Source organism: Microvirga medicaginis, from assembly GCF_052658925.1.
On record NZ_JBQWEL010000002.1, the window covers coordinates 129,987 to 156,675 of the forward strand.

Here is a 26,689-nt window from a genome sequence, read left to right on the forward strand (position 1 = left end):
GTCAAAGACTTCCTGAACAACAAAAACTCGGGATGAGACTTCCTGGCTTGGAGCGTTTCCTCATCGGCGAACCGGTACCCGCTTCGCCGGGGAATGCTCTAACGCAGCTTGATCTTTATTTCACGTGGAAACGTTCGGCATGACTGCCGACTTCCGCCAGCTGAGCGAGGCTCGCGCCTGCTTCCGTCAGCTCCTGATGGAGGCGGGAGGCCTCCACGATGCCGGGCACGGCAATGAGCTCGGAGAGGCCGTTGGCATCGGCAGCGCTTGCCACCACCTCGCCGCCGAGGCGCGTCAGCGCCTCGTTCGCACCCCTGTGCCAGCGCTCGAACTGGGCCGCATAGAGCACCACGTCGCGCACGGCGGCATCGGTGAGGGGCTTGGAGATCACGAAGACCGGAGTGCCCGCCGGATGATCCGGCCGCTCGATGAAGGGCAGGCGCGCGATGATCTTCGGGCGGCCTCTCTCGGTGAGGGTGCGCCACCAGGCACCGCTCGTCGCGCCCTGATCCAGGCGGAAAATGCCGAGATCGCCCCTGGAGTTCGCCACGGCCTCGATGACCGCCGCCGCGCTCGGATGGGTGATGTAGGGCACCGTGAAGCCGAAATGAAACCGGGCCGAGTCGCGCATGGGCGCATCGCCCCCCGACACGTCGGCATGGACCGAGTAGTTTGACTGCACATAGGTGAAGGTGCCGATGATCACCCGCCAGATGCTCTCGACCGTATCAAGTGGGAGAAGGCCCTGGTGGCGCTCGGCGAGCGCGCGCATCATCGAGGCCTCGCGGCCCGGACGGAAGGCTGAAGCGAGGCCCGTCTCGGAAGCCTTCTTGGACTCGATCAGCCGGTCGATGATGGTACCGCGCTCCATGAGCAGCCGATGCATCGCCTCATCGATACGGTCGATCTCCTGGCGCAGCTCGGCAAGGGACGGAACGGGCTTCTCGGCGGTCATGGCTTCAATCCTGGAACAGAGCCTCTTCTTTGGCCGGTTTGAAGCCGCTTGTCATCCCCGGCAATAACAGCAAGTGCCCCGGACAGTCAGTGGAGACGTTTTACAGTCGATTGACATCGGCCATCGACGGCAGGACTTTAATCTGGACAACCGAAGCTGCTCGAATGGCGCGATGACATACTCCGTCTACCTGCTGGCCAGCCGCCGCCACGGCACACTTTATCTCAGCGTCACGAGCAATCTGCCGCGCAGAGTGGAGCAGCACAAATCCAAGGTCATTCCCGGCTTCTCGGCGACCTACGACGTGACGCGTCTCGTCTGGTACGAGACCTACGAACGCATCGACGAGGCCATCACACGCGAAAAGAGCTTTAAGAAATGGCGGCGCGATTGGAAGATCCGTTTGATCGAGGACATGAACCCCGATTGGTCAGATCTCGACGGGTCGCTGAACATGTAGGCCCCATTCAGCCCCTCGTCATGGCCGGGCTTGTCCCGGCCATCCACGTCTTGAGAGCCGCAGCGCTTCCAAAGACGTGGATCCCCGGGACAAGCCCGGGGATGACGAGCGACGGCGAAGGCTGCGGCGGCAGCGAGCGGACAAGGATGTTCTCACTCTGTTCTTGACTTCGGTCCTAATCTGAACTATGTTGCATCTGTCCTGACCTGCCGGGGGCGCGCTCGCGAGGCGTCGTGACTGCGGGGTCGGGAGCGGTCCCGTGCGGGAGGTCAACGCAGCCTCCGGTGACGGGAGGCCCAGGCTGTGCAAGTCGGGCTCGGATCGGTCACAAGCCGCCCGCAGGTCGAGAAGCGACCGCTGCGGTGTCCGCTTGCGGCGGTTGACGGAGCCGGTGCCGCCTGTCCGCCTAAAGAAGCCGTGCGCGAGGAGCCGTTCGGTTCCACGCTTCACTTCCAAGATCGAGCCGGACCGCTCCTCGCGCCCCCCTCGACCCACACCCTCGGGCCGACACGCCGCGAGGACGTTTCCGCGCGCCCGCAGGCTCTTTGACATCGCGCCCGTTCCTCCAACCGAAAGCATAATGCCGGGTCTCATGTTCGTTGACGGCTCGACCTTCCCGAAGTACCCGTTGTTCGGAAAACCGAACGTAACCATCACCCATGACATTGTCCCCCCTCTCCATGGAAGCGCGCAGCCAAGCCGACGACCCGTCGAGCCTGGTCATGCGCTTTGGCGCGGATGAGCCTTTGATGATGGATTCCGGGGTGGCGCTGGCCCCTTGGCAGATCGCATACCAGACATACGGCGCGCTCAATGCCGAGAAGTCGAACGCCGTGCTGATCTGCCATGCGCTCACCGGCGACCAGCATGTGGCGAACGACAATCCCGTCACGGGCAAGCCTGGCTGGTGGCTGACCATGGTCGGCCCCGGCAAGCCGGTGGATACCAACCGTTTCTTCGTGATCTGCGCCAACGTGATCGGCGGCTGCATGGGCACCACGGGCCCGGCCTCGACCGATCCGGCGACCGGGCAGCCCTATGCCTTGGACTTTCCGGTGGTGACCATCCGCGACATGGTTCGGGCCCAGGCCGCTCTGATCGACAGGCTCGGCATCGAATCCCTGTTCTGCGTCATCGGCGGCTCCATGGGCGGCATGCAGGTGCTGCAATGGGCGGCAAGCTATCCCACCCGTGTCTTTGCCGCGCTGCCCATTGCGGCAGCCGCGCGCCACTCGGCCCAGAACATCGCGTTCCATGAGGTCGGCCGCCAGGCCGTGATGGCCGATCCCGACTGGCGCGGCGGGCGCTATCTGCTCGAGGGCACACGCCCCTCGAAAGGTCTCGCCGTCGCGCGCATGGGCGCGCATATCACCTATCTGTCCGAGATGGCCCTGCACCGGAAGTTCGGACGCAATTTCCAGGACCGCAGCGCGCCGACCTTCTCATTCGACGCCGATTTCCAGATCGAGAGCTACCTGCGCTATCAGGGCATCTCTTTCGTCGAGCGTTTCGACGCCAACTCTTATCTCTATGTGACGCGCGCGATGGATTATTTCGATCTCGCAGCGGAGCATGGCGGCTCGCTGGCAAAAGCCTTCAAAGGCTCGGCCACGCGCTTCTGCGTGATCTCCTTCACCTCCGACTGGCTGTTCCCGACATCGGATTCGCGCGCCATCGTGCATGCGCTCAATGCCGCCGCCGCATCCGTCGGTTTCGTGGAAGTGGAGAGCGACAAGGGTCACGACGCCTTCCTGCTCGACGAGCCCGCCATGTTTGCGGCGGCAAGCGGCTTCATCGATGCGGCGGCACGCGTGCGGGGGATCGCATGAGCCCATCGAGCCTTGCCCTTCCGGCGACCGACAATGTCACCGGCCATCGCCTCGATTTTCTGCTCGTTGCCGATATGGTCGAGCCCGGCTCCCGCGTGCTCGACGTGGGCTGCGGCGACGGCGCCCTGCTGTCGCTCCTTCGCGAGCGCAGGAACGTTGACGGACGCGGCATCGAGATTTCCCGCGACGGTGTGAATGCCTGCCTCGCCAAGGGCCTGCCCGTCATCCAGGGCGACGCGGATACGGACCTCGCCGATTATCCGGATGACGCCTTCGATTACGTGATCCTGTCGCAGACGATCCAGGCGACGCGCCAGCCGCGCGTCGTGCTGGAGCACCTGCTGCGCATCGGCAGGCGGGCGATCGTCTCCTTCCCCAATTTCGGCCATTGGCGCGTGCGCGTGGATCTCGCGCTCAAGGGCCGGATGCCGGTGACGGAGAACCTGCCCTATTCCTGGTACGACACGCCCAACATCCATTTCTGCACCATCCGCGATTTCGTGGAACTGTGCCGCGAGGTCGGCGCGCAGATGGAAAAAGCCGTTGCGCTGAATGCGGGCGGCAAGCCCATGCAGGTCAGCCTGCCCTGGTGGGTGTGGAACCTGCTCGGCGACCAGGGCGTGTTTCTGTTGAAGCGGCGGTAAAGCATTCCGTTTCCGTCATTCCGAAGCAGCTCGAACATCTCTGCTGTCATCCGCGAAGGCGGGGATCCATAACCACGACGATGGCAGGACGATTGATTTCGTAGCCGCCCTCTTCTGAACCGTTGCGGTTATGGGTTCCGGGCTCTCGCTTCGCTCGCCCCGGAATGACAGAATGTGCTATCCGTCTCCCGATGACAGCGGGTGCAGGTCGCGGACCATGCTCTTCAGACGCTCGTCCAGGACGTGGGTATAGATCTGCGTGGTGGAGATGTCGGAATGGCCGAGCAGCTCCTGCACCACGCGCAGGTCAGCGCCGTTCTGGAGCAGGTGGCTCGCGAAGGCATGACGCAGCACGTGGGGACTGATCTTGTCGGCCCGCAAGCCCGCTGCAGCGGCGACGGCCTTCAGGTCACGGGCAAAAGCCTGACGAGTGAGATACCCGCTCTCGCTGTCCGCCGGAAACAGCCAGGAACCGCCTGTCTTCCCCTGTTCTTCGAGCAAGGCAAGATAGGCGCGGGCCGCGTCCCGCGCGGCATCCGTGAGAGGGACAAGGCGCTCCTTCGCGCCCTTGCCCTTGACCACGAGGAAGCGGTCGCGGGTCTTGGCCGCACTCCGGGGAAGCGAGACCAGCTCGGAGACGCGAAGCCCGGTGGCGTAGAGGAGTTCCAGCAGACAGGCCATGCGGGCGGCCCGCAGGCGCTCTGCGGGGGAAGCCTCAGGCCGGGCAACACCCTCATGAGCGACCTGCAGAAGGCGGTCGACCTGATCGACCGAGAGAACCTTGGGCAGCACCCTGCCCCGCTTCGGCGCCGAGACGGCCGCGGTAGGGTCGGCGGGGGCATAGCCCTCCACGTAAAGGAATTTGTGGAACTGGCGGACAGCGGAGAGCCTGCGGGCGGCCGAGCTCGCCTTCAGGCCACGCTCTTCGAGACTGGCCATGAAGCCGCGGATGGTGGCGGCGGAGGCATTGTCAGGCCGGGCCCCGGCCTCGTTGAGATAGCTGAGATAATCGTCGAGATCGCGCCGATAGGCATCGAGCGTGTTCTTGGAGGCGCCGCGCTCGGCGGCAAGCATGTCCAGGAAAAGACTGGCTTGGCGCACGCCGCTCATGAGGACGAGGGCGTCCGCTGCGTGGGAACGGGCACCGTGATCTCACGCGGATCGGGATTGACGAAGGTCGCGAGCGCGAACATGGCGGCGAAGCCTAGGCCCGCGAGAACGGCAACGACGAGGAGAAACCGGAACAATGTGGGCACGGGAGCCTCTTTGACTGTTCCTCCGCTAGAACCATGCATAAGCCACAAAGGCAAGACCTAACCATAGGTTACATTCCACACGTCACACCATAAGCGCCCTATGCCAGAGCCGGAGCCCCGTGCTAGGACAGGGCCATGAACAATATCAGCCGCTTCAATCCGCTCGATGAAGCTGGCGGGCAGACTGAAAATCGCCGGCGCGGCCACCCGATCAGCCGCCAGCTCGGCATGCGGTCGATTGTGCTCGTCGGGCTCATGGGCGCCGGAAAAAGCACGGTGGGTCGCAGATTAGCCCAGACGCTCAAACTGCCTTTCCGCGACGCCGATCACGAGATCGAGGCGGCCGCCGGCATGACGATCCCCGACATTTTCGCCATCCATGGGGAGGAGCATTTCCGGGACGGGGAGCGCCGGGTCATCGCCCGCCTCCTCCAGGAAGGCCCGATGGTGCTGGCCACCGGCGGTGGAGCCTTCATGAACGAGGAAACCCGCCGAAACATCGCCGAGCACGGCATCTCGGTCTGGTTGAAGGCCGACCTCGACGTGCTCATGCGCCGTGTCCGCAAGCGCGACACGAGGCCCCTGCTGCGCAATCCCGATCCGGAAGGCACCATGCGCCGGCTCATGGAGATCCGCCACCCGGTCTATGCCCTGGCGGATCTCACCATCGATTCGCACGAGGCGCCCCATGACCGCGTGGTGGCCGACATCGTCAAGGCCTTGGGCGAATGGTTCGACAAGGACAAACAGGGAAATGCCGAATGAGCAGCGTACCGGCTCAGACCAGCACCGCCGCCACCATCATGGTTCCGGTTCCCCTCGGCGACAGAGCCTATGACATCCTCGTCGGGCGCGGCCTCATCGAGACGGCCGGTTCCCGTATCGCAGGCTTAAGCGCCCGCGCCGCAGCCATCGTGACGGACGAGCACGTGGGTCCGCTCTATGCACAGGCCCTCAGCCAGTCCCTGCAAGCCAATGGCCTTCGCGCCTCCGTGATCACTTTGCCCCCAGGCGAGGCGACGAAGTCCTATGCAAGCCTGGAGCGGGTCTGCGACGCCGTTCTGGAGGCCAGGATCGAGCGCGGCGATCTCGTGGTGGCTTTGGGCGGCGGCGTGATCGGCGATCTCGCAGGCTTCGCGGCAGCCGTCGTGCGTCGCGGCGTGCGCTTCGTACAGGTGCCGACCACTCTGCTCTCGCAGGTGGATTCGTCCGTCGGCGGAAAGACCGGCATCAACTCCCGCCACGGCAAAAACCTCGTCGGCGCCTTTCATCAGCCGAGCCTCGTGCTGGCCGATACCGCGCTGCTCGATACGCTGCCCGTCCGCGAAATGCGGGCAGGCTATGCGGAGGTGGTGAAATACGGCCTCATCGACGATGCGCGCTTCTTCGCCTGGTGCGAGGCGAACTGGAAGGGCATCTTCAACGGCGGCCCTGAGCGCGATGAAGCTGTCGCGCAGAGCTGCCGCTCGAAGGCTGCTGTCGTGGTGCGCGACGAGCACGAGACCGGTGACCGCGCGCTGCTCAATCTCGGCCATACCTTCGGCCACGCACTGGAGCGGATCACGCGATACGATTCCGCGCGCCTCGTTCACGGCGAGGGTGTCGCCATCGGCCTCAACCTCGCCTTCCGTTTCTCCGCTGCACTGGGGCTTTGCGCGATCTCGGAGGCAGAGCGCATCGAGGCGCACCTTGCGGCTGTTGGACTTCCCACGCGCCTGTCCCATGTATCGGGTGGGTGCGGCACGGTCGATGAACTGCTCGACGCCATGGCGCAGGACAAGAAGGTGAAGGGCGGATCGCTCACGTTCATTCTGGCGAAAGGCATCGGGGAGAGCTTCATCGCTCCCGGCATCGAGGCTGGGAAGGTCCGCGCCTTCCTGACGGATGAAATCAACGCATCGCGATCATGATCGAGGCATCCTCTTCCGGCGACCTCTGGTTTGCTGCTCTGTTTGTTATCTTCTGCCTTCTGCTGTCGGCCTTTTTCTCGGCAGGAGAGACGGCGTTCACGGCCGCTTCGCGTGCCCGCATGCTCATGCTGGAAAAGGGCGGCGACAAGCGTGCCCGATTGGTGAACCGGCTGCTCGAAATGCGCGAGCGCTTCATCGGCACCGTTCTGATCGGCAACAACATCGTCAATATCGGCGTGTCGGCCTTCGCCACCAGCGTGCTTGTCGCAATCTTCGGCGACGGCGGTGCGCTCTATGCCACCGCCATCATGTCGGTGCTGGTGATCGTGTTCGCGGAGGTTCTTCCCAAAACCATCGCCATCTCGTCGCCCGACAGCGTCTCGCTGTTTCTCTCGCGACCCATGTCCTGGGTCGTGGCGCTGCTCGGTCCGCTTGCCATCACCATCGAACGCATCGTGCGCCTCATGCTGCGTCCCTTCGGTATCCGGATTGGTGAGAATACGCCGATCCTCTCGGCATCAGAGGAAATCCGCGGTCAGGTGAATCTGCTGCACAAGGAAGGCGGCGTCGCGAAGGTGCAGCGCGACATGCTGGGCGGTCTACTCGATCTCGAGGATCTCACCGTCTCGGAAGTGATGGTTCACCGCACGAAGATGCGCACCATCAACGCGGATCTCTCATCGGAAGAGATCGTGCGCGAGGTGCTCTCCTCACCCTATACGCGCATGCCGCTCTGGCGCGGAAGCCAGGAGAACATCGTCGGCGTCCTCCATGCCAAGGATCTGCTGCGCGCACTTGATGCCGTGGGTGGCGATGCGAGCAAGCTGAAGGTGGAGGCGATTGCGCTGGAGAGCTGGTTCGTGCCGGACACCACGTCGCTCCGCGATCAGCTCAAGGCATTTCTCGCCAAGAAGACCCACTTCGCACTCGTCGTCGACGAGTATGGCGAGGTGATGGGTCTCGTGACCCTCGAGGACATCCTTGAGGAGATCGTCGGCGACATCAAGGACGAGCACGATCTCTCGGTGCAGGGCGTGCGGCCGCAACCCAACGGCTCCGTGAACGTGGACGGCTCCGTGCCGATCCGCGATCTCAACCGCGCCATGGACTGGAATCTTCCGGATGAGGAGGCCACCACCATCGCAGGCCTCGTCATTCATGAGGCCCAGACCATTCCCGATACGGGTCAGATCTTTACCTTCCACGGCTGCCGCTTCCAGGTACTGCGCAAATCGCGCAACCGCATTACCGCGCTCAGGATCACGCCGCTTCAGCCCACGCGGGGCAGAGAGCGCTGACGTCAGGCCTTCAGAAACGCGATCAACGCCCTGTTGATGCGCTCGGGCTCCTCCAGGTGGACCCAATGCGTTGCCATCTCGACCTTTTGCGCTTGGCCGTTGGCGCACAAGGCCAGACTATCCTCACATAAGCCGAATTCCAGAAAACGGTCGCGCATGCCCCAGATTGCGAGGACAGGCGGCCTCAGCTTGTCCGGTGAACGATGAGGAGGCTTGAGAGGCAGCGCGCGATACCAGTTCAGCATGCCTGTGAGCGCACCGGGCTGCGACCACGCTCTCCTGTATTCTACCAGATCCTGTTCCGAGAACGTGCCAGCCCGGCTCGTGCGCAGAAGCGCCCGCCTCAGCACACGGTGATCGTTGGCCGCCAGGAGAGCCTCGGGAAGATAGGGAACCTGAAAGAACCCGATATACGAGCTTTTCAGCATCTGGCTGGGGTGACGGCGCATGTAAGCGCCCGCAATGGCCGGATGCGGGGCGTTGATGGCGATCAGCCGCTCGATCAGCTCCGGATGTCGGGACGCCGCCCACCAGGCGACAAGGCCGCCCCAATCGTGACCGATGAGAGAATACCGGCTGTATCCGAGCTCCTCGCCCAAAGCGAGGACATCCTTCGCCAGCGTGTCGAGTTCGTAGGCCCTGCGGCCTTCCGGCTTGTCGCTGAGATTGTAGCCGCGTTGATCCGGCGCGAGCACATGAAAGCCGGCGCTCGCCAGCGGTTCGATTTGATAGCGCCAGCCCCACCAGAATTCCGGGAAGCCATGCAGCAGGAGGACGAGAGGCCCGTCCTTCGGCCCGGCCTCGATGCAATGGAATGTGATGCCGTTGGCCCGAAGGCGGATGCCGGTCGTGCGAGGGTCGATGGCCTGAACCATGATCCGTGGAACTCAGGCCTGAGCGGCGATGGATTCTCGCACCACCTGTACGGTGGATTCCTCCGCTGCCATGAACTGCGCACGGGCGAGCTCGGCGAAGCGCCCGCCCTTCGCCACGAGTTCATCAAAGGTGCCGGATTCGATGATGCGGCCCTGATCGAAGACGAGAATGCGATTGGCGTTGCGGATGGTGGCAAGGCGATGGGCGATGACGAAGGTCGTTCGGCCTTTCATCACCTCATCGAGCGCCCGCTGCAGCTTCCGCTCGGTGGCAGCGTCCAGCGCGCTCGTCGCCTCGTCCAGGATGAGGATTGGCGGGTTCTTCAACAGCGCACGCGCAATCGACAGGCGCTGGCGTTCGCCGCCGGAGAGGGAGCGCCCGCGCTCGCCGATCACCGAATCGAGCCCTTCCGCCTGACGGGAGATGAACTCGATGGCTTGGGCACGCTCCAGCGCCTCGATCATTTCCGCATCCGTGGCATTGGGGCGACCGACCTGGAGATTCTCGCGGATCGTGCGGGCAAAGAGCATCGGCTCCTGGAACACGACGCCGATATTGCGGCGGAGTGAAGCGAGGGTCACATCGCGGATGTCGTCGCCATCGATGCGGATGCAGCCCGATTGCGGATCGAAGGCCCGGTGCAGCAATCCCAGTGTCGTCGACTTGCCGGAACCCGTTGCGCCCACCAGTGCCACGTTCTCGCCCGGATGGATCGCGAAGGTCACGTCCTGCACGGCGGCCCGCTTGCCGTCGTAGGAAAAGCTCACATTGTCGAACACGACCTCGCCCTTGAAGCGAGCAACCGTTTTGGCGTTGGAGCGGTCGTGCACGGCAGGCGTCGTATCGAGAATCTCGAAGAATTCCTGCAGCTTCGGTGCCTGCATGAAGAGTTGATTGATGAAGCTCACGGCCTGTTCCAGACGTCCAATGAGCATCGTGGCCATGCTCATGAACATGACGATCTCGCCGATGGTCGCCAAGCCGCTGAGATGCAGCCATGTTCCGAGCAGGAAAATGGCAGTGACCGTGATGGTGGCCGAAGCACGAGACGCCACGGAAGCCAGCGCCCACCAGGACAGAACCGGGTTCTGCGCCTGCAGCAATTGCTGGATGATCGTACGCAGCGAACGGCTCTCGGCCTCAATGCGCGTGAACGACTGGATCACCGGAACATTGCCGAGGGCGTCAGAGGCATGTTCGGCGAGACTCGAGTGGTATCGCTCGACGGACCCCTGCAGGGTTTCGGTCTTGCGCAGCACGATGGCGGTGAGCACGGCGAACACGCCGACAAGCACGACGAGGAGCAGTCCCAGACGCCAGTTCAGGAATACGGTCAGCGGCAGGAGAACCACAAGTGCGATGAGTGCCGACAGATGCTCCCGGAAGAAGCCGAGCCAGAGCCAGGACATGCCGCTCGAGCCTTCCAGCATCACCTTCAACACGCGGCCCGAATGGGTGGAGGTGTGAAAGGCCAATGGCAGTTCGAGAACGTGCTCGAAGTAATCGGCGACAACGGCAAGGCGACGGCGATGGGCCAGACGGTCTGCGTGGAGTGCGACGAGAGCGCCCGCCCCGATGGAGAAAAGGCCGAAGGCCACCCAGGCGGCGATCAAGGGCATGAGCACGGAAAACGTGACGGGAGGTGAGCCCGGGATCTGCGCGCGGGTGAGAACGTCGATGATGCGGCCAAACAGGATCGGCTCGGCAAAGGCCGAAATTGCCAGGGCGACATTGGCCAGGGCGAGCAATGCGCCAATTCTCAGGTCAGACCCGAGTTGGCCCAGAACGCGCACATATAACCTGATCAGCCGCATAGGATCGACCTGCAACCATGGCGAAGCTCATCAATAGAACTCCGCTCCTGATAGAGAGTTTCGTAGCCCTGTTTGCCTAGAATGCCAAGGCTCTGGTCCATAGCCGCCTCACGCCTCACCCTGAGTTTCGCCATGAGGATGGGTATGGCCGTGTTTTCTGAAGCGCTTGTGGAGGCTGCCGATCCATCTCCGCCTCGGATGTGCAGCCCTCTGCAGCAGAGGCTTCGGCAGAAGGATCGCCCCTTCCTCCGTCTTGCGAATATGAAGGGTGCGTGTGTGGAATTCCTCAAGTCCCGGACGGTGCCCGATGGACATGACGGTTGCGCCCTTCAGATCCTCATCGAACAGGGACAACATGGAATCCTGGTTCTCCTCGTCGAGGGCGGAGGTGGCCTCGTCCATGAAGACCCAGCGGGGCTTGTGGAGCAGAACACGGGCGAAGGCGACGCGCTGCTGCTGGCCGAGGGAGAGAGTCTTGTCCCAGCGCTCGTGCTTGTCGAGCATGTCCAAGAATTCGCCCAGGCCGCAGCGTTCCAGGGCTGCACGGATATCCGCATCGTCGAAGGTATCGGGCGAGGCCGGATAGCTGAGCGCGGCCCTAAGCGTTCCGAGCGGCAGATAGGGGCGCTGCGGCAGAAACATCATCTCATTGCCGGGAGGAATGCGGATCCTGCCGGAACCCCAGGGCCAGAGACCGGAGATCGCCCTGAAGAGCGTGCTCTTGCCGGCGCCGGATTCGCCCATGATCAGCACCCGCTCCCCAGGCTGAATTTCCGCCGTTGCATCTTCGATGAGAATGCTGCCGTCGCTCAATGCAATGGACACCCCCTCGAAGCTGAGCCAGCCTTTCGGGTGCGGCTGAATATCGATCTTGCGGTTCTCGACCGTGACCTCGTCCAAGTCGATGGCCGCCTGGCGGAAGGTGGCGACACGCAGCACTGCCGAGCGCCAATCCGCAATCTTTGGAAAGTTGTCGACGAAATAGCGCAAAGCGGCCTGCACCTGATTGAAGGCACCAACCACCATCATCATGCCGCCGAAAGACAACCGCCCGCTGAAATAGCCCGGCGCGGCAGCGATGATCGGAACCACGATCGCGACCCATCCGTAGCCCGATGTGATCCAGGTCAGGCGGGCAAGGGCTCCTGAGAGGCGGCGTGTTGCCTTGAGAACCGCCTCCACGAATTCATCGAGGCTGCGCCGCTCGTCATTCTCGCCATTGTACAGCGAAACGCTCTCCGCACTCTCATTCACGCGCACGAGCGCGAAACGTAAGTCAGCTTCACGCGCATAGCGGAGTGTGTTGAGACGGATCAATGGACGCCCTACAAGCCACGTGAGCCCGGAGCCAATACCCGCATAGCCGATCGCAACCCACACCATGTAACCGGGGATCGATATCTCGTTTCCGCCGATGACGAAGATCGTCGTGCCAGAGAGCGTCCACAAAACGCCGATGAAGCTGACGAGCAGGAGAAAGGCCTGAAGCATGCCGACGCCAAGCTCCGTCGACAGCTCGGAGAACAGACGACAATCCTCCTGGAGACGCTGATCGGGCTGGCCGCTCGCCTCTCCCATGAAGCCGAGCTGATAGGCACGGTTGGGCTTGAGCCAGAGATCGAGCAAAACCTGGGTGAGGCGCTGCCTCAAGCGGATCTTGAGCCGCTCCTGAAGCCAGGTCTGCCCCACAACCAGCGCAAGCAGCGCGGCGACGATGACGAGGAAGACGAGAAGCTGATGGAAGAAAGCGGATGTATCACGCTTTTCCACTGCATCGAAGAAGGCACCGTTCCACTGGTTCAGCCGCACCTGTCCGATCATGTTGCCGATCAGAACGACGACAATGGCAATGGCAAGCCGCAGCATCGGCCAGCCTTTCCGGTTCCGGAACATGTCCCGAAACAACAGAAACAGCTCTCGTCCAATGCTGGGACGATGCTCTTGTGCATGTTCAGGGCCTTGCGGCTGCTCCGGCTGATGAGCGGCGGCGCGATTTGCCTCCTTCGCCAAAGTCTTCTCCTGACCGGGTCCAACCTCCTGATTGCTCCCTGTTGCGGGAGGGGGGGGCATTTGTTTGCCCAATTTGGGATCGAAGTCCGGCATGTCCCTGAAAGCGTACTCTTTCCGCGCCGACATTGACGCTGAAAGCTAAAGAGCTACGCTTCTGTTTAGGTTCCGGACTGCGACAGAACGGCTAAGTCTTTCAATCAGGCGAAATCCTGAATCAGCGCCTGTCCGCTGCGACGACCAGCGCCCAATAGACCTTATATTTGGAATTGGGCGTATAGGCCGTGGCAATGCCGATCCGTGTGGCCTTCGAATCGAGCAGCACGCGATTGTGTTGCGGACTCTCGCGCCAACCGGAGAAAGCTTCGGCCAGCGTGTGATAGCCTGCAGAGAGATTGGCAGCCGGCGCGACATAACCTGCCGAGGACAGGCGGCTCTTGAACGCATCGGCGGAACTCGGCTTGTCCGCCGCCGCCATCGCATCGGCCTCCGCCTGCGCCGCCGCCTGCAGATCGGGATCCAGGATAAGCGGGCCCAAGCCGTTGTTGCGGCGATAGGCGCCGATCATGTCCCGCGCCATGGCGGCATCCACCACGGCACCAGAATTGGCCATGGAAGCATAAAAGCTCGGTGTCTGCGGGCGTACTTTCTGCTCGGACTGGCATCCCGCCAGGACGAGCGCTGCAAGGCTGAAACAGATGAGGCTTTTCATGCCCGCGACTTATCCTTGAGAAGGGTTAAGGTTTCATCCTCATCCCCCGTCTTTTTGGACTCATCTGCCTTGGCCTCCTCGGCCTCCTCGGGCTCAGGCGTGCTCGGTGCGGGCACGCCGATGCCCGCCTTCCGAAGCCCCCGGAAAACCTCGAAATAGAGATCGCTCGACACGCGGGCCGCCGCATCGATGTCGTCCACGAAGCAGACGAGATCGAAGTCGATCGTGTTCTCCGTCACCTTCTTGAAGAGCACGCGCGGATTTGGCTCGCTCATCACCTCGCGATGCGCCAGTGCGGCGCGGCGCATGATGTCCGCCATCAAATCAGGATCGGTTGCGCGCGGCACGGGAACCGAAACGAGCACGCGCCCGACGCGGTCGTTTCGCACGCGGTTGCGCACAATGCCCGAGATCAGGTTCGAGTTCGGCACGATCAGCGTCGAGCGGTCGAAGGTCTGGATCTCAGTGGAGCGCACATTGATCCGGCGAACATAGCCCTCACCGTCACCCACGACCACAAGATCGCCCACACGGATCGGGCGCTCCCAGAGCAGGATCAGGCCTGAGATGAAGTTGTTGACGATGGATTGCAGGCCGAAACCGATACCCACCGACAGGGCACCGGCGACGATGGTCAGCCTCTCCAGACTAAGGCCCAGATAGGTGAAGGCAACGACGCCCGCCGTGATGACGCCTACATAGCCCGCCGCAGTGCGGATCGAGTTGCGCAAGCCTGCATCGAGGTCGGTAGCCGGCAGGAAGGTGTTGTCGAGCCAACGCTGAATGATGCGCGTAATCGTGAAGCCTGCCGCGAAAAGCAGCGCCGCAATCAGGATCGATGACAAGGAGATCGTGACATCGCCGACATTGAAGCCAAAGAACAGCGCCCGCAGCGAAGTCATGACATCCGTGGATTCGATGCCCCAGGGCAGCAGGACCAGCAGGATGGCAATGGTGATGAGCGCGAGCCGCGCAATGCCGCTCGCCAGCACGCCAATCTGTTCCAGGGAGCGGCGGCGGATACCCGTATTGGCCTGCAAGGTCGTGGCAAGCCTGCTCTGTCCGCGCAGCGATCCGCCGATGAATTCATCGGCCAGCGCAATGCCGAGGATCAGCATGGCGATAATAGTCGAGATCGAGACCGCCTGCTCAATGACGAAGGAAGCAAGAGCCGTGTAGCCGCCGAGCACGCTGCCGATGACAACAGCCACAACGAACCAGCCGAGGCTTCGCACCGGACCGCCGATATCGACCTCTTGTGGAACATAAGGGCCGAGGCAGGCCTCATCCTGGCTTTCACGAGTCGCAAACCGGCGCAGCAACTCCGCGAAGAGCAGAGCCATGGCCAGTGCGAAAACCGCCCTGGTGATCACTGTGATCGGCAGGGCCGCGGCGATGGCCTTGTTGAAGGCCTCGATCACCTTGCCGACGACCATGACGGTGGCGAGCGTGACGGAGAAGCGCATGATGCGCGCGGCAGAAGCGTCCCGGACAGGGATGAGGCGCCACGACGGATGATCCGGCGCGAGAATCGCATCGATAAGTGCCCGCACGAAGGCAATGAAGGCCAAGCCGCCGAGCAGCGATTTCACCACCTGCTCTAAACGCGGCGGGACGACGTCCGCGGCGTCGAAGGCCACCCAGACGATCCAGCTTCCGGCAATGGCTGGACCTGCGCCCAGCACGAGAACGCCGATGGCAGCCATCAAGCGGCTCCGGCGTGAAGGATCCGTGATCGCCGGATCGCGACGGACGAGACGCGGGGCGATCGAACGACGGCCGATATAAAGCGCGACGGCAGCGCCGATGGCCAATCCGAGGACGAAAAGGGCTCCGAGAGTCGCGTTGCGCTGCAATTGGTCGAAGGCGTCGGACAGCACGACCCGCTGAGCTCTGAGCTCCCGCGGGATTGCCTGAATCACGTTCATCCAGAGGTTGGGGCTGAGGAGGCCATCGCTCTGTTCGAAGAGCGCGCGCGCGAAACCGGCCCGGCGCAAGTCGCCGATCTGCGCGCTCAGCTGCTCGGCCTGCACCAGAAGCGCGCGCCCGAGACGTTGGGTCTCGTCGAGTTCCGCAACGGCCGCCTCGCGGTCGGCGCGATCTTTGGCGACATCGGCGCTTTCCTCGGGCTGCCCGCTGGCAGGCTTCGGTCCGAGCTGGGACAGGCGCTGACGGCTTGCCTCCAGCTTCGGCGCCTGCTCGTCGATGACAGTGCGGATGTCGGCGATGATAGGCTCGATCTGCTGGCGCAGGTTCTGCAGCTCCACATCGGACAGCACGCGCCCCTGGAGCGCCAGCTCCTTCTGGTCGAGATCCGCCTTGAAGCCATCGAGCTTGGCACGGGCCGCCTTCGTTTCAGCCGAGACGTTTGCTGCGGGCGTCGTATCAGAGGCCGCGGCCGGAGGCGATGCCGGTTGCTGGGGCACGGGGGCCTGAGGTGCGGCAGGGGCTTGAGCCTGGGGTTGGGCCCGGGATGGCGTTTGTGCCTGCTGGGCGAGAGCCAGGCCTCCCGAGGTCAGGCCGCACGCGATGATCACGGCGGAAAAGAGCCGCTTTAGTCCAATCCCTGTCATTCAGTCCGCCTTATCGCATTCCCTTGCGGGCCGGTTCTTTCGCGAATCAATAAGGCGAAAACTCGCCGCCGGGCAGCCGGAGCGCAACAAAAAAGCCTGGATGGTCGGGTTCCATCCAGGCTTTCTCGAAGAATTTCGTCTTTTATCGCTGCGCCGGTTCGTTGGCCGAGGGCTTGGCCTCCGGCACGGGATAAGCCGGGTTTGCAGGCGTGATCCGGTTTGTGGGATTGGCATTGGAGGAGCCCGTGGTCGAACCGGTTGTAGCCGAACGAGCGGCGTCCGTACCGGGGTCATCGGGAGATTGCGCGCCTGCCCAGATCAAGTAGCCACCCACGGCGATGGCGACCAGCAGGAGCGAGCCGAGCAAGACACCCAGGACCGGGCGGCCGGAGGCACCCTGGCGGGCGCGATCGTCTGGAATTTGTTGAGCCATCTCAAGCCTCTTTGGAATGAATGGGTTTTAGGGCGAGCAGCAGGGCTCGGCGTTATCAGGGCAACGCCAGATGCGAGGGAGCGGTTCCTGCCAAGCATCCGCGCTTCGCCAGCAAGCATTCAGACACCCTCCCCTGGATCCAATGCATTGTTTCGCCGTTGTTCGAGACGGGCCACTAACCAGTGTCAGAGACGAGGGGTCGATGGTTCGGGCAGGCTTTGGAAGCATCGATTGTCGCACCCCCCGGCATGGCTTTCGTCTCCCGGTCCGAAGCCATTTTTTCGCCGTCTTGGGCGCCCTTGGGTAATCTCTGATTCAAGGAGAAATCATGCAGGACAATCGCATCAGTCTGGACGGGAATTGGGAATTTTTGCACGTTGCCGATGATCGCCTGTCCGGCCCGGCGGAGGTTCGCCAGATCGTGGTGCCAAGTCCCTGGCAGGCCCAGTTCTCGGACCTACGCATGCGGGCGGGGATCGGCATCTATCGCAGGACGATCGAGATCGACGAATCGTGGCTGCACGACAGCATCTGGATCCGGTTCGGTGCCGTCTTCCACAATACGAAGGTCTTCATCAATGGTGAGGCCGTCGGCCACAACGAGGGTGGCTTCCTGCCCTTCTCGTTCGATGTGACGCCTCACCTCAAGCCGGGACCGAACGAGATCAAGGTGCGCGTGGACTCGCCCACCGACAACCCGGCCGAGTTCCCGGATTCGCCCTTTGCCGAAATCCCGTTCGGCAAGCAGAGCTGGTATGGCCCGCTCTCCGGCATTTGGCAGTCGGTCTATCTCGAGCGTCGTATTCCTGACCATATGAACCGCGTGCGTCTCGTTCCAAACCTGGCGACAGGTGTCGTGACATCGGGCGTGTTCTTTGCGCGCCCCCTCACGGACGCTACGCAGATCCGCATCGAGGTGACGGATCCGTCAGGCCAGGTCGTGATCGATGAGATGCATGAGACGCAAGTCGGCGTCACCAGCATGCCCTTCGAGCTGAAGGTGCCGGATGTGCAGCCGTGGTCGCCTGATCATCCGAATCTCTATCGCGTCCGCTTGCAGCTCATGCGTAGTGGTGAGGTGAAGGACGAGATTGCCGACAATTTCGGTTTCCGCACCATCGAGACACGCAACGGCAAGTTCTATCTCAATGGCGAGCCGCTCTACTTACGCGCGGCGCTCGATCAGGATTACTACCCGGACACGATCTGCACCGTGCCGTCAGTAGAATTCCTGGAGGATCAGTTCCGGAAAGCGAAGGAACTCGGCCTCAACTGCCTGCGCTGCCACATCAAGGCGGCGGATCCGCGCTATTACGAAACCGCGGACCGCATGGGCATGCTGATCTGGACGGAGCTTCCCAACGGCGGCATGGCCACCGATCGCTCGCGCGGACGCAAGGAAAAACTCCTGAAAGGCATCGTCGACCGCGACTGCAACCACCCGTCCATCATCATCTGGACGATCATCAACGAAAACTGGGGCGTCGACCTCGTCAACGACGCAGACCACCGCGACTGGCTCAAGCGCACCTTCGCGTGGCTCAAAGCCTATGACCCAACGCGCCTCGTCGTCGACAACTCGCCGCTGGCACCCAGCTTCCACGTGGAATCCGATATCGCGGATTATCACTTCTATGCTGCGTACCCGGATCATCGCGCGGCGTGGGATCAGTTCGTGGACGAATTGTCGAACCGCGCGTCGTGGCTCTACTCACCTCACGGCGATGCGGTGATCACCGGTCGCGAGCCGCTCATGTGTTCCGAGTTCGGCAATTGGGGCCTGCCCTATCCGAAGGATTTGCGCGACGCCAAGGGCGAGGAGCCCTGGTGGTTCGAGACCGGCCACGACTGGGGCGAGGGCGTGATGTATGCCCACGGCGTCGAGAACCGCTTCTCGGACTGGAGCCTGGACCGCGTTTTCGGCGACCTGCGCCGTTTCGTGATCGCCGCGCAATGGCAGCAGTTCCGCGCCTTCAAGTACGAGATCGAGGCCATGCGCCGGAAGCCCAATCTGGCCGGCTACGTAATCACCGAGCTGCACGACTGCCACTGGGAGTCGAACGGCCTGCTCGACATGCGCCGCAATACACGCGTGTTCCACGAGCTGTTCCACATCTTCAACACGGATACGGTAATCGTGCCGAAATGGGAGCGCGCCTCCTATTGGTCGGGCGAGACGGTGGCGCTGGAGCTGGCGGTCGCGCACGGTGCGGGAGCACCGCTCGAGAACTGCCATCTTGAGATCAGCATCTGCAATGAGACGCAGCGCATCGATCTGCCGCCGATCGAAGCACCGAACGTGCTCGATATCGGTCGGGTCGAGGTGCAGCTCCCGGAGATGGACGAGGCCTCGTTGCGGCGAATCAGCTTCACGCTGCGCGCATCCGATGGTCGCCTCATCGCGCAGAATCACCATGACATCGCCATTCACCCGAAGCGCACAAGGCCTATGCATGTGCGGGAGCTGGTGTGGTCGCCGGATGAGGACATCCGCGAGCGCTTCCGCGCTCTCGGTTACACCATGGCACGCGCCTTCGAGGAATCGACGCTGGTCGTTTCCCGCACGCACAACAAGGCGATTGCCGATCATGTGCGCGCCGGAGCCAAGCTCCTGCTGCTGCCGGAAGAGGACATGACTCTCTATCCGTTCTTCCCCCACTGGCAGGCGGTGAGAGTGCAGTCACGGCACGGCACCCTGTGGTCGGGCGACTGGGCCTCCTCCTTCGGCTGGCTGCGACGCTCGGGCCATTTCGCCCGCTTCCCGTCAGGCCCACTGCTCGATGAGACTATGGACCGCGTGCTGCCCGACTTCGTGATCTCGGGCTGCAACCTGCTCGATTTCCAGGCCCGCGTCTTCGCCGGTCTCGTGGTCGGCTGGATTCACAAGCCGGTCGCGCTGGGCGTCGAGCGCTCCTATGGACGCGGCCGCCTTGTCGCCTCGACGCTCCGCCTGTTCCGGGATGCGCCGATGGCCGATCCCACGGCAACGATGCTGATGGATGCCCTGGTGGAGCTGGCGGTCGAGTCCCGCGCTGCCCGTCTCGAAGAAGCCGTGCGGGCCGCGGAAGCCGCGGCCTGACCGACCTACGCGATCCGAAGCAGAAACGGCGCGGATCCCTCCGCGCCGTTCTCATAGCCTCTTGGAAGATCGCTCCTGCTATTCGGCAGCCACTTTCAGGCTCTCCTCCGACCACTCAACCTCGCTGTCGATGAAGAAGCGATCAAGCGCGCTTTCAAGCCGGGGCATGAGGATGCCACGCTCGGTGGAAAGCGCTGTCCTGAGAACCGGCAGATCGCTTGCCTCCGTCACGAGGCTCGGATCGAAGCCTGCCCTCTCGGCCGCCTGCGCCGCCAGATCGCGCCAGGAAATCTCACCGATATTGGCCATGTGCCAGATCCCTGTTCCGCCGTCGATCAGCAGATCGAGAGACGTGTTCACAAGATCGGGTACGTAAGTCGGCGACACGATATCGACACTGGCCTCGACCCCCTCCCCTTTGCTCAAGGCCTTGAGGATCGACCAGACGAAATTGTAGCGATCCCATGGGCCGAAGAAGGCGCTCGTGCGGATGATGAGGGCTTTGTCGTGCGCGGCCAGAACCCGCCGCTCGGCCTCCGCCTTGCTCGCGCCATAGACGGTGGTGGGATTGACCTCGTCACTTTCGACATAAGGCCTGTCGAGTGTTCCATCGAAGACGAGGTCGGATGAGAAGGTCACGAGCGGGATCCCAAGGTCCGCGCAAGCTTTCGCCAAAATCTCAGCTCCTACCGCATTCTCACGGAAACAGGCTACGGCATCGTCTTCAGCCTCCGACACGCGCACATAACCTGCGGTATTGATGACGGCCCAGGGCCTGTGGCAGGCAAGAGTCTGCTCCACACTCTTTGCATCCGCAATATCCATGTCGGCTCGCGAGAGCGGCACATGGTTGAGTCCACGAAACTCGGCCAGACGCGAAAAAGCACGCCCCAGCGTTCCGGTGGCGCCCGTAATCAGAAGCCGGCGCGGCTCGTCAGCAAGCCAGCAGGACCGCGATGGCTTGGACGGACGCTTGTAGAACCGAATGTCGCGCTTCCACCATCCCGCACGGTCGAGAACCGGATGATCATAGCTGCCGGTCTTCGCGAGCGCCTCGGCGGCATGGGCCAGAGCCGTACGCCGAGGTTCAGGCGCCCGCACGTCGAAGGGACCAGCCTCATAGAAACCATTGCGCCGCGTGAGCAGGCTGTTCCAGTCCACCGCGCCGAAGAGCGACCAGACGGTCACGGCGCGAATGTCGGCACCTTCATCCCGCAAAGCCTTGACGTCGTTCCACACCTCGATCAGCCAGCGCAGTTGATCGTCGCGCGAACTGCCATGGTGGACCTCCGTCACCGCGATGGGACGCTTGTAGCGCTCCCATACCTCGCGCAACCGGGCCGCAGGGCCGATATCCTCAAGCGGCAGCGGCATGCGCACCGCTTCCGCATCCGCATATTGGTGGCGCCCGTTACCTCCCCAATGGTGCTCGGGATAGCGCTTCATGTTCTCGTCGAGATAGCGCTCGCTCGTGAGGTAATGATTGATGCCGATGATGTCGGGTGCAGCATCGGCTTCGAGAAAGAGTTCGAGATCCGCTTCGCTGACGCCGTTCTCGATGAAGATCGGCCACCACGGATGGTGCCGATCCACCATACCGCAAAGGAGATCGAAGCTTAAATAACGGCGCTGGTTCTCATGCTCGGCCTGATAGGCCAGCAAGGGCGTCGAGAAGGTCTTTCCCATGTCCTCCGTCTGCACAAGCTGCGCATCCGGCCGAATTTTGCGAATGGCACGCATGGACAGAACACTGGCCTTGCATTCGTTCACGAGAATTTTGAGGAAAGCCTCATAACTCGTGCCATGCGGATACCAATGGCCATAGAGCCCGGAGAAACGCGCCGTGGTGAGCGGCTCGTTGACGGGAGTGTAGAGATCGAGATGCGGATAGCGCTCGGCCACTTTGGCGGCATGACGTGCGAGAAGTTCCGGCCAAGCCGGATCAAGCATATGCGTGTAGCGCGGGCCGCTGCCATGATGGCACAGGCCCGCGATAACACGGATTCCGCGCTTCCGAAGCCGCCCCAGACGCTCGTCGTGCCATGTGAAATCAGTGTGGTCCGGGCTCTCGGGGGAAATCGTCTCCCAAAGAACCGGGTGTCGCAGCGTGCGGATTCCAAGTTCAGCAATGCGATCAAGATCCTCGACGCGATTGGTGTACCCGGTCTCCAGGCTTTGGTCGCGGTAATCGTCGCCAACACGCGCAACAGTACATTCGATACCGCCCCAAAGCTCCAGGGGTTGCTTCATCATTAAGCTCCGAGCTATTTTTTTACCGGACGTTCAAAAACTATGCTCAGTGCAGTTTGTTCGATGAAGCTTATCTGTCATGACATCATCGCAGCCGATGACGAGATTGCCTTGACGCTTGACGTATCCGCATCGACCGGCAGGGCATCGTTGATGCGCCGGAAGGTGGCGAGCGCCTGGCCGACGATCTGGTCCATGTTGTAGTAGCGATAGGTCGCCAAGCGGCCCACGAACCACACATCGGGAGTTGCCAAAGCCAGGCGCTCATACTTCTTGAAGAGCTCCTGATTTTCAGGCTTCGGAATCGGGTAGTAGGGATCGCCTTCAGCAGACGGATACTCGTAGGTCAGAGCGGTCTTTGCATGCTCCTGGCCCGTGAGATGCTTGTACTCCGTCACGCGGGTGTAGTCATGGGTCTGCGGATAATTCACCACGCCCACCGACTGATGCCAGGGCTTGTTGAGGGTGACATGCTCGAAGCGCAGCGAACGATAAGGTAACTTTCCGAACTGATAGTTGAAATACTCGTCGATGGGACCGGTATAGATGACGCGGCGATGCGGCACGATGTGCTTTATGTCTTCATAATCCGTCTGCGTCATGATGTGGATGTTCGGGTTGCTCACCATCTTCTCGAACATCCGGGTATAGCCGTGCTTCGGCATGAACTGGAACTCGTCCGCAAAGTAGCGGTCATCCCGGTTCGTGCGGGTCGGCACGCGCGAGGTCACCGACTTGTCGAGTTCCGACGGATCGAGGCCCCATTGCTTACGGGTATAGCCGCGGAAGAACTTTTCGTAGAGTTCACGCCCCACTGTTGAGACCACCACATCTTCCGACGTTCTGATCTCACCGATCTTCTCGGCGCGTTCGGCAAACCATTCCTGCAGCTGCTCGGATGTGAGGTTCAATCCGTAGAGCTTGTTGACGGTGTCGAGATTAATCGGAATCGGCACCTGCATGCCGTCTACTTCAGCCAGAACCCGGTGTTCGTAGAAACGCCACTCGGTGAAGCGGGAGAGATAATCGAAGATCTGCTTTGAATTGGTGTGGAAGATGTGCGGACCGTACTGATGGATCAGGAGGCCGTCATCATCGTAACGATCGTAAGCATTTCCGCCAATATGATTACGGCGGTCGATGAGAAGAACGCGTTCGTTGCGCTCGGTTGCAAGACGCTCAGCCAGAACAGAGCCCGCAAAGCCGGCGCCGACAATCAGCCAGTCATACATTCAGATCACTCCGCAGGCGTGGTGGCATAGATGGAGAGGGGGGCAGCGGCAGGACGGTCCGCCATCGTTTCGCCTGTGGCATCGAGCATGAGTTTGTGCATGGAGGCCCACGTCTTGTCCCATGATCCTTGAGTGAGATGCCGATCGACCTTGGCAAGCCAGGCCTCTTTCGGCCGGCCGAGTATGGTTTCGACCTTGGCGACCACCTCCTCCGCATTGCGCGCGATCTCGACGAGACCCTTTTCACCATAGGGCTTCACCACGTCTGTGATGGGCGTCGAGACCACCGGCACGCCGGCGGCGAGAAACTCGGGTGTTTTGGTCGGGCTGATGAATTTTGTCGCTTCGTTGAGCGCGAAGTTCATGAAGCCGACATCCCAGCCCGAGAGATACTGCGGCAGTTCGCTATAGTGCTTACTGCCGAGCCAGTGGATGTTGGAGCGCTGCGGCAGGGTGGCGGGATCGATCTTCACAACCGGACCGATCATGATGAACTGCCAATCGGGGCGCAGGTCCGCAACCTCGGCCAAAAGGTCGATATCCATACGCTCGTCCACCACGCCGAAGAACCCAAGGCGCGGATGCGGGATATACGCTTGGTCCTCCGGGTCCGGATGGATGGAACGCGCCTGCGAGAAATGGTTGAAATCGATGGAGGACGGAAAACCGTGGACGCTCCGATGACGGTTCTTCTTGGCTTCGTAGAGGCTCATGCCGCCGGTGAACACGAGATCGCAGCGGGAAAAGAGCGCGCTCTCAAGATCGAGCAATTGCTGCGACGCGCCACGAAAGAGTGAAAGCTCGTCCATATTGTCATAGACACAGAGATCGCACTCGAAGTCACTGGAGAAAGCCATGGCCATCGGCGTGTAATACCAGAATACGCGCGAGCCATTGGACTCCCGTCCGATCAAGGCTTCTGTCAGATCGTGCTGTTCGGCGATGATGTCCTCATGCGAGAGACCTTCCGGCAGCATCGGGACGGCGATGGTGACACCCTGCGGGCGGGTGCTCACGTCCATATGCGGCTTGATGCCGGCTTTGAAGATAGGTTCTTCAATGATCAGGACATCGTAATGCTTGACGGCGCGGCTAAGCAGGTGCTGCGGACGCTGCCAGACGAAATCCCACCGAAGGTGCGAGAAACAGACGAGGAGAGGCTTTTCGGAACTGGCCTGATAAGGCGAACGGAGGGCATGCGGCTGCGTCATCAAACGCTCATGCATAGCGCGATCCTCAAACTACAGATGTGTATCACGGTCGGACGGAAAATCACGGTCCGGGGCGAATGAAAGCTATGACTTTAGTGAAGCGCACCGGAGAAGGGTCACGGGCGCAATCGTTTACTCAACGCAATGGGCGCTATTTGGTTCCAACTGCATTCATGTTCGTGAACGACTATTCATGATGATTGTTCGTATCACTTCTTCTCCAGCATCAGGGTTCCTTGCTTTTGGATGAAGGTCTTTGCCTTTTCAGCCACCATGGCGAGAATCCACGGTAGCTGCACTTCCACACGCACCTGTTCTTCCATCACCTGGACATTGCCGCTTACGTTCTGGCCCATGGCTCCAACGCGGAAGTCCATGCGGTCCCCGGCCCAGCTTTCATCAATGGACGCAATCTTGTCGCCGAACTGCGATTTGAGGCTGCTCATTCCGCCCTGCAGCCTGCGCAAAGCCTCGGCCTTGCCAAGGTTATGTGGAATGGAAACGACGAGAGGCTTAGACATGGCGATACTCCGCTTGTTGTCTCAACAAGCGGGGCAGCACGGCTCAGGTTCCGTCGTCAGAGCATTTCGACCTTGATGGCGCGGATGACAAGGGTTTCCTGTTGGAAGCGGCGCTCAAGCTCCGCGCGGTAGTTTTCCCACCAGGCGTGATCGAGTTCGCGTGCCATCACTTCGAACACGACAATGTCGTCATGGGCGGTATGACCACCCTCCTTCCAAACCCCTTCCGCGGGCGCGCGGGTGAAGCTGGTGATGCCGCCGAACCGCTCCGACAATTCGGAGCGAACACGACCGTAAGCCTTCCCATCGAAGCGGCGGCCTGCATTGTCGGCCAGCGGCAGAAGAAGCTGCACCAGATGCATTGCCTTGATCCTGCGGCAGAAACAATCACAGGATTTCGGCGAAGCCCTGTGCGATGCAGCAGGAAATAGTTCAGGAAAGAAGAAAGGCGAGTCCTGAAAGATCAGGCAAGAAGAGCAGCAAAAAGATCCTGATCCGTTTCAGGCCAATCATCATCGACTTGGTAGCGGCTCGATGGTTTCGAGACCCGCCACGGGCGGAGGGTCGAAGCCTGGAATGCCTCGGATGGACGCAAGCGGCGGGCCGTGCCGTCGGAGAGCACCTCATCGATCACGACGAAACCAAAGATGTTGAGCCTGGTCGCCATGTCCTTGGTTGCTCGGTCATCTGCCGAAACCGGCAGCGAACCTACAGAATAAACCGCATCCATGAGGCTCTTCTGATCGCGGCGCGGATTGGCCGACGAGCGAGCGCCCGGAAAGCGAATGACGTTCGTCGGCTGAGACGATCTCGATTCCATGTAAGCAACCCTTGGTCCCGAATCGGGCCAAGAATCGCCGCAAGGGATTAAGAAGCGCCTAACTCTATCGAGGTAGGCCCCTAGTTGAGCCTGTGCAGGGAGACATAGCCGGTACCGGTGGCGGTCAGACCCAAGGCCTGAGCCGGTCCCTTGGCCAGATCAATGATCCGTCTGTGCGCGAAAGGCCCTCGATCATTGACGCGGACGATGACCGAGCGGCCGTTCGATTCGTTCACGACCCTGAGCCTCGTGCCGAACGGCAGAGAGGGGTGGGCTGCCGTCATGTCGTAGGTGTTGAACCGCTCTCCGCTGGCGGTTTTCCGTCCGTGAAAGCCGGGGCCGTACCAGGAGGCGGTGCCCCTCTGAAATTCCTGACCCAGGCTGGCTTGCGAGATGGATCCCGTCGTCGCGGGATCATTGGAAGCAGTCGTATTGCATGCAGCAACGAGTAGAAGTGGTGCCATTGCTGACACGCGGGTGAGGATGTTCCTCAAAGATGGTCTCCCCTTCCGTTTTAATTGGAAGTGAAGCTCAACTTTAAAAAGGCAAGAATAAGGCGGTTCGATTTCTGCCTTGCAAACTCATACTTTTGCGCCGGTGGATTAGTGTGATCTATAGCCTGCAAAAGGCGCAAATCAGCCAGAAATAGCCTGGATATAGTTTCAATTGCCCTGAATCATTTTACTCGTTTCTACCTCTTTTGAGCTTTGCCTCTGGTTGCCGGAGCCGGCTGTTCTACTTGTGTTGGGTTACGGATTTTCCTGTAACCAGCAGCGGTGAGGGTTGCCGATCCACGCCGAACGCCTTGC

At 61.7% G+C, this 26,689-nt stretch carries 23 protein-coding genes; 7 read left to right on the top strand and 16 right to left on the bottom strand.

Annotated features, from left to right (window positions below; genetic code table 11):
• Window positions 1–115: 115 nt before the first annotated feature.
• Window positions 116–955, bottom strand: coding sequence for a chorismate mutase (locus tag ACUXUR_RS03695; RefSeq protein WP_445500996.1), 840 nt, complete (start codon window positions 953–955; stop codon window positions 116–118).
• Window positions 956–1,127: 172 nt separating this feature from the next.
• Here ACUXUR_RS03695 and ACUXUR_RS03700 point away from each other — a divergent pair, with 172 nt between their 5' ends.
• From ACUXUR_RS03700 to metW, 3 genes are all read left to right on the top strand, one after another.
• Window positions 1,128–1,415: a GIY-YIG nuclease family protein gene (locus ACUXUR_RS03700; protein WP_445500997.1), complete on the top strand. Its 288-nt coding sequence runs from the start codon at window positions 1,128–1,130 to the stop codon at window positions 1,413–1,415.
• A 659-nt stretch (window positions 1,416–2,074) separates the two neighbouring features.
• Complete coding sequence (gene metX / locus ACUXUR_RS03705) at window positions 2,075–3,244, top strand: homoserine O-acetyltransferase MetX (RefSeq protein ID WP_445500998.1); 1,170 nt, start codon at window positions 2,075–2,077, stop codon at window positions 3,242–3,244.
• The gene (metW, locus tag ACUXUR_RS03710) at window positions 3,241–3,888 is read left to right on the top strand and encodes a methionine biosynthesis protein MetW (protein WP_445500999.1); all 648 of its coding nucleotides are present in this window, start codon (window positions 3,241–3,243) and stop codon (window positions 3,886–3,888) included. The genes metX and metW overlap by 4 nt, the downstream gene beginning before the upstream one ends.
• 177 nt (window positions 3,889–4,065) lie before the next feature.
• Here metW and xerD read toward each other — a convergent pair whose 3' ends face one another.
• Together xerD and ACUXUR_RS03720 are read right to left on the bottom strand one after the other, a co-directional pair.
• Entirely contained in the window at window positions 4,066–4,998 is a 933-nt protein-coding gene (gene xerD, locus ACUXUR_RS03715; protein WP_445501000.1) for a site-specific tyrosine recombinase XerD, read from the bottom strand.
• On the bottom strand, window positions 4,995–5,144 hold the full coding sequence (locus tag ACUXUR_RS03720) for a histidine kinase (protein WP_445501001.1): 150 nt from the start codon (window positions 5,142–5,144) through the stop codon (window positions 4,995–4,997). The genes xerD and ACUXUR_RS03720 overlap by 4 nt, the downstream gene beginning before the upstream one ends.
• 135 nt (window positions 5,145–5,279) lie before the next feature.
• Between ACUXUR_RS03720 and ACUXUR_RS03725 the strand changes: the two genes are divergently transcribed.
• The 3 genes from ACUXUR_RS03725 to ACUXUR_RS03735 are packed head-to-tail and all read left to right on the top strand — an operon-like array spanning window position 5,280 to window position 8,352.
• Window positions 5,280–5,909 carry a shikimate kinase gene (locus ACUXUR_RS03725; protein ID WP_445501002.1) on the top strand — a complete coding sequence of 210 codons (630 nt, stop codon included), beginning with the start codon at window positions 5,280–5,282 and terminating at the stop codon, window positions 5,907–5,909.
• Entirely contained in the window at window positions 5,906–7,054 is a 1,149-nt protein-coding gene (gene aroB, locus ACUXUR_RS03730) for a 3-dehydroquinate synthase (protein ID WP_445501003.1), read from the top strand. The genes ACUXUR_RS03725 and aroB overlap by 4 nt, the downstream gene beginning before the upstream one ends.
• Entirely contained in the window at window positions 7,051–8,352 is a 1,302-nt protein-coding gene (locus ACUXUR_RS03735; RefSeq protein ID WP_445501004.1) for an HlyC/CorC family transporter, read from the top strand. The genes aroB and ACUXUR_RS03735 overlap by 4 nt, the downstream gene beginning before the upstream one ends.
• A 2-nt stretch (window positions 8,353–8,354) precedes the next feature.
• Here the strand turns inward: ACUXUR_RS03735 and ACUXUR_RS03740 are convergent, their stop codons facing one another.
• The 6 genes from ACUXUR_RS03740 to ACUXUR_RS03765 form a co-directional block, all read right to left on the bottom strand.
• Window positions 8,355–9,227, bottom strand: coding sequence for an alpha/beta fold hydrolase (locus tag ACUXUR_RS03740; RefSeq protein ID WP_445501005.1), 873 nt, complete (start codon window positions 9,225–9,227; stop codon window positions 8,355–8,357).
• A 12-nt stretch (window positions 9,228–9,239) separates the two neighbouring features.
• Window positions 9,240–11,042: a glucan ABC transporter ATP-binding protein/ permease gene (locus ACUXUR_RS03745; protein ID WP_445501006.1), complete on the bottom strand. Its 1,803-nt coding sequence runs from the start codon at window positions 11,040–11,042 to the stop codon at window positions 9,240–9,242.
• A gap of 108 nt (window positions 11,043–11,150) precedes the next feature.
• Entirely contained in the window at window positions 11,151–13,052 is a 1,902-nt protein-coding gene (locus tag ACUXUR_RS03750; protein WP_445501007.1) for an ABC transporter ATP-binding protein/permease, read from the bottom strand.
• A gap of 214 nt (window positions 13,053–13,266) precedes the next feature.
• Window positions 13,267–13,761 carry a CAP domain-containing protein gene (locus ACUXUR_RS03755; RefSeq protein ID WP_445501008.1) on the bottom strand — a complete coding sequence of 165 codons (495 nt, stop codon included), beginning with the start codon at window positions 13,759–13,761 and terminating at the stop codon, window positions 13,267–13,269.
• Window positions 13,758–16,334, bottom strand: coding sequence for a DUF3772 domain-containing protein (locus ACUXUR_RS03760; RefSeq protein ID WP_445501009.1), 2,577 nt, complete (start codon window positions 16,332–16,334; stop codon window positions 13,758–13,760). The genes ACUXUR_RS03755 and ACUXUR_RS03760 overlap by 4 nt, the downstream gene beginning before the upstream one ends.
• 142 nt (window positions 16,335–16,476) lie before the next feature.
• Window positions 16,477–16,767, bottom strand: a complete 291-nt coding sequence (locus tag ACUXUR_RS03765; protein ID WP_445501010.1) for a hypothetical protein — start codon at window positions 16,765–16,767, stop codon at window positions 16,477–16,479.
• 328 nt (window positions 16,768–17,095) lie between these two features.
• Here ACUXUR_RS03765 and ACUXUR_RS03770 point away from each other — a divergent pair, with 328 nt between their 5' ends.
• Window positions 17,096–19,846 carry a glycoside hydrolase family 2 protein gene (locus ACUXUR_RS03770; protein ID WP_445501011.1) on the top strand — a complete coding sequence of 917 codons (2,751 nt, stop codon included), beginning with the start codon at window positions 17,096–17,098 and terminating at the stop codon, window positions 19,844–19,846.
• 78 nt (window positions 19,847–19,924) lie between these two features.
• Here the strand turns inward: ACUXUR_RS03770 and ACUXUR_RS03775 are convergent, their stop codons facing one another.
• The 7 genes from ACUXUR_RS03775 to ACUXUR_RS03805 all read right to left on the bottom strand — a co-directional run bounded on the left by ACUXUR_RS03775 (window position 19,925) and on the right by ACUXUR_RS03805 (window position 26,344).
• Entirely contained in the window at window positions 19,925–22,099 is a 2,175-nt protein-coding gene (locus tag ACUXUR_RS03775) for a family 1 glycosylhydrolase (protein WP_445501012.1), read from the bottom strand.
• A 74-nt stretch (window positions 22,100–22,173) separates the two neighbouring features.
• On the bottom strand, window positions 22,174–23,328 hold the full coding sequence (glf, locus tag ACUXUR_RS03780) for a UDP-galactopyranose mutase (protein ID WP_445501013.1): 1,155 nt from the start codon (window positions 23,326–23,328) through the stop codon (window positions 22,174–22,176).
• A 5-nt stretch (window positions 23,329–23,333) separates the two neighbouring features.
• Window positions 23,334–24,539 (bottom strand): glycosyltransferase, encoded by a 1,206-nt coding sequence (locus tag ACUXUR_RS03785; protein WP_445501014.1) that lies wholly within the window; start codon window positions 24,537–24,539, stop codon window positions 23,334–23,336.
• A gap of 209 nt (window positions 24,540–24,748) precedes the next feature.
• Window positions 24,749–25,060 (bottom strand): polyhydroxyalkanoic acid system family protein, encoded by a 312-nt coding sequence (locus ACUXUR_RS03790; protein WP_445501015.1) that lies wholly within the window; start codon window positions 25,058–25,060, stop codon window positions 24,749–24,751.
• Between the two features lie 56 nt (window positions 25,061–25,116).
• Window positions 25,117–25,422 carry a hypothetical protein gene (locus ACUXUR_RS03795; RefSeq protein ID WP_445501016.1) on the bottom strand — a complete coding sequence of 102 codons (306 nt, stop codon included), beginning with the start codon at window positions 25,420–25,422 and terminating at the stop codon, window positions 25,117–25,119.
• 101 nt (window positions 25,423–25,523) lie between these two features.
• Window positions 25,524–25,880: a hypothetical protein gene (locus tag ACUXUR_RS03800; protein ID WP_445501017.1), complete on the bottom strand. Its 357-nt coding sequence runs from the start codon at window positions 25,878–25,880 to the stop codon at window positions 25,524–25,526.
• 80 nt (window positions 25,881–25,960) lie between these two features.
• Window positions 25,961–26,344, bottom strand: a complete 384-nt coding sequence (locus tag ACUXUR_RS03805) for a septal ring lytic transglycosylase RlpA family protein (RefSeq protein ID WP_445501018.1) — start codon at window positions 26,342–26,344, stop codon at window positions 25,961–25,963.
• Between the last annotated feature and the right edge of the window lie 345 nt (window positions 26,345–26,689).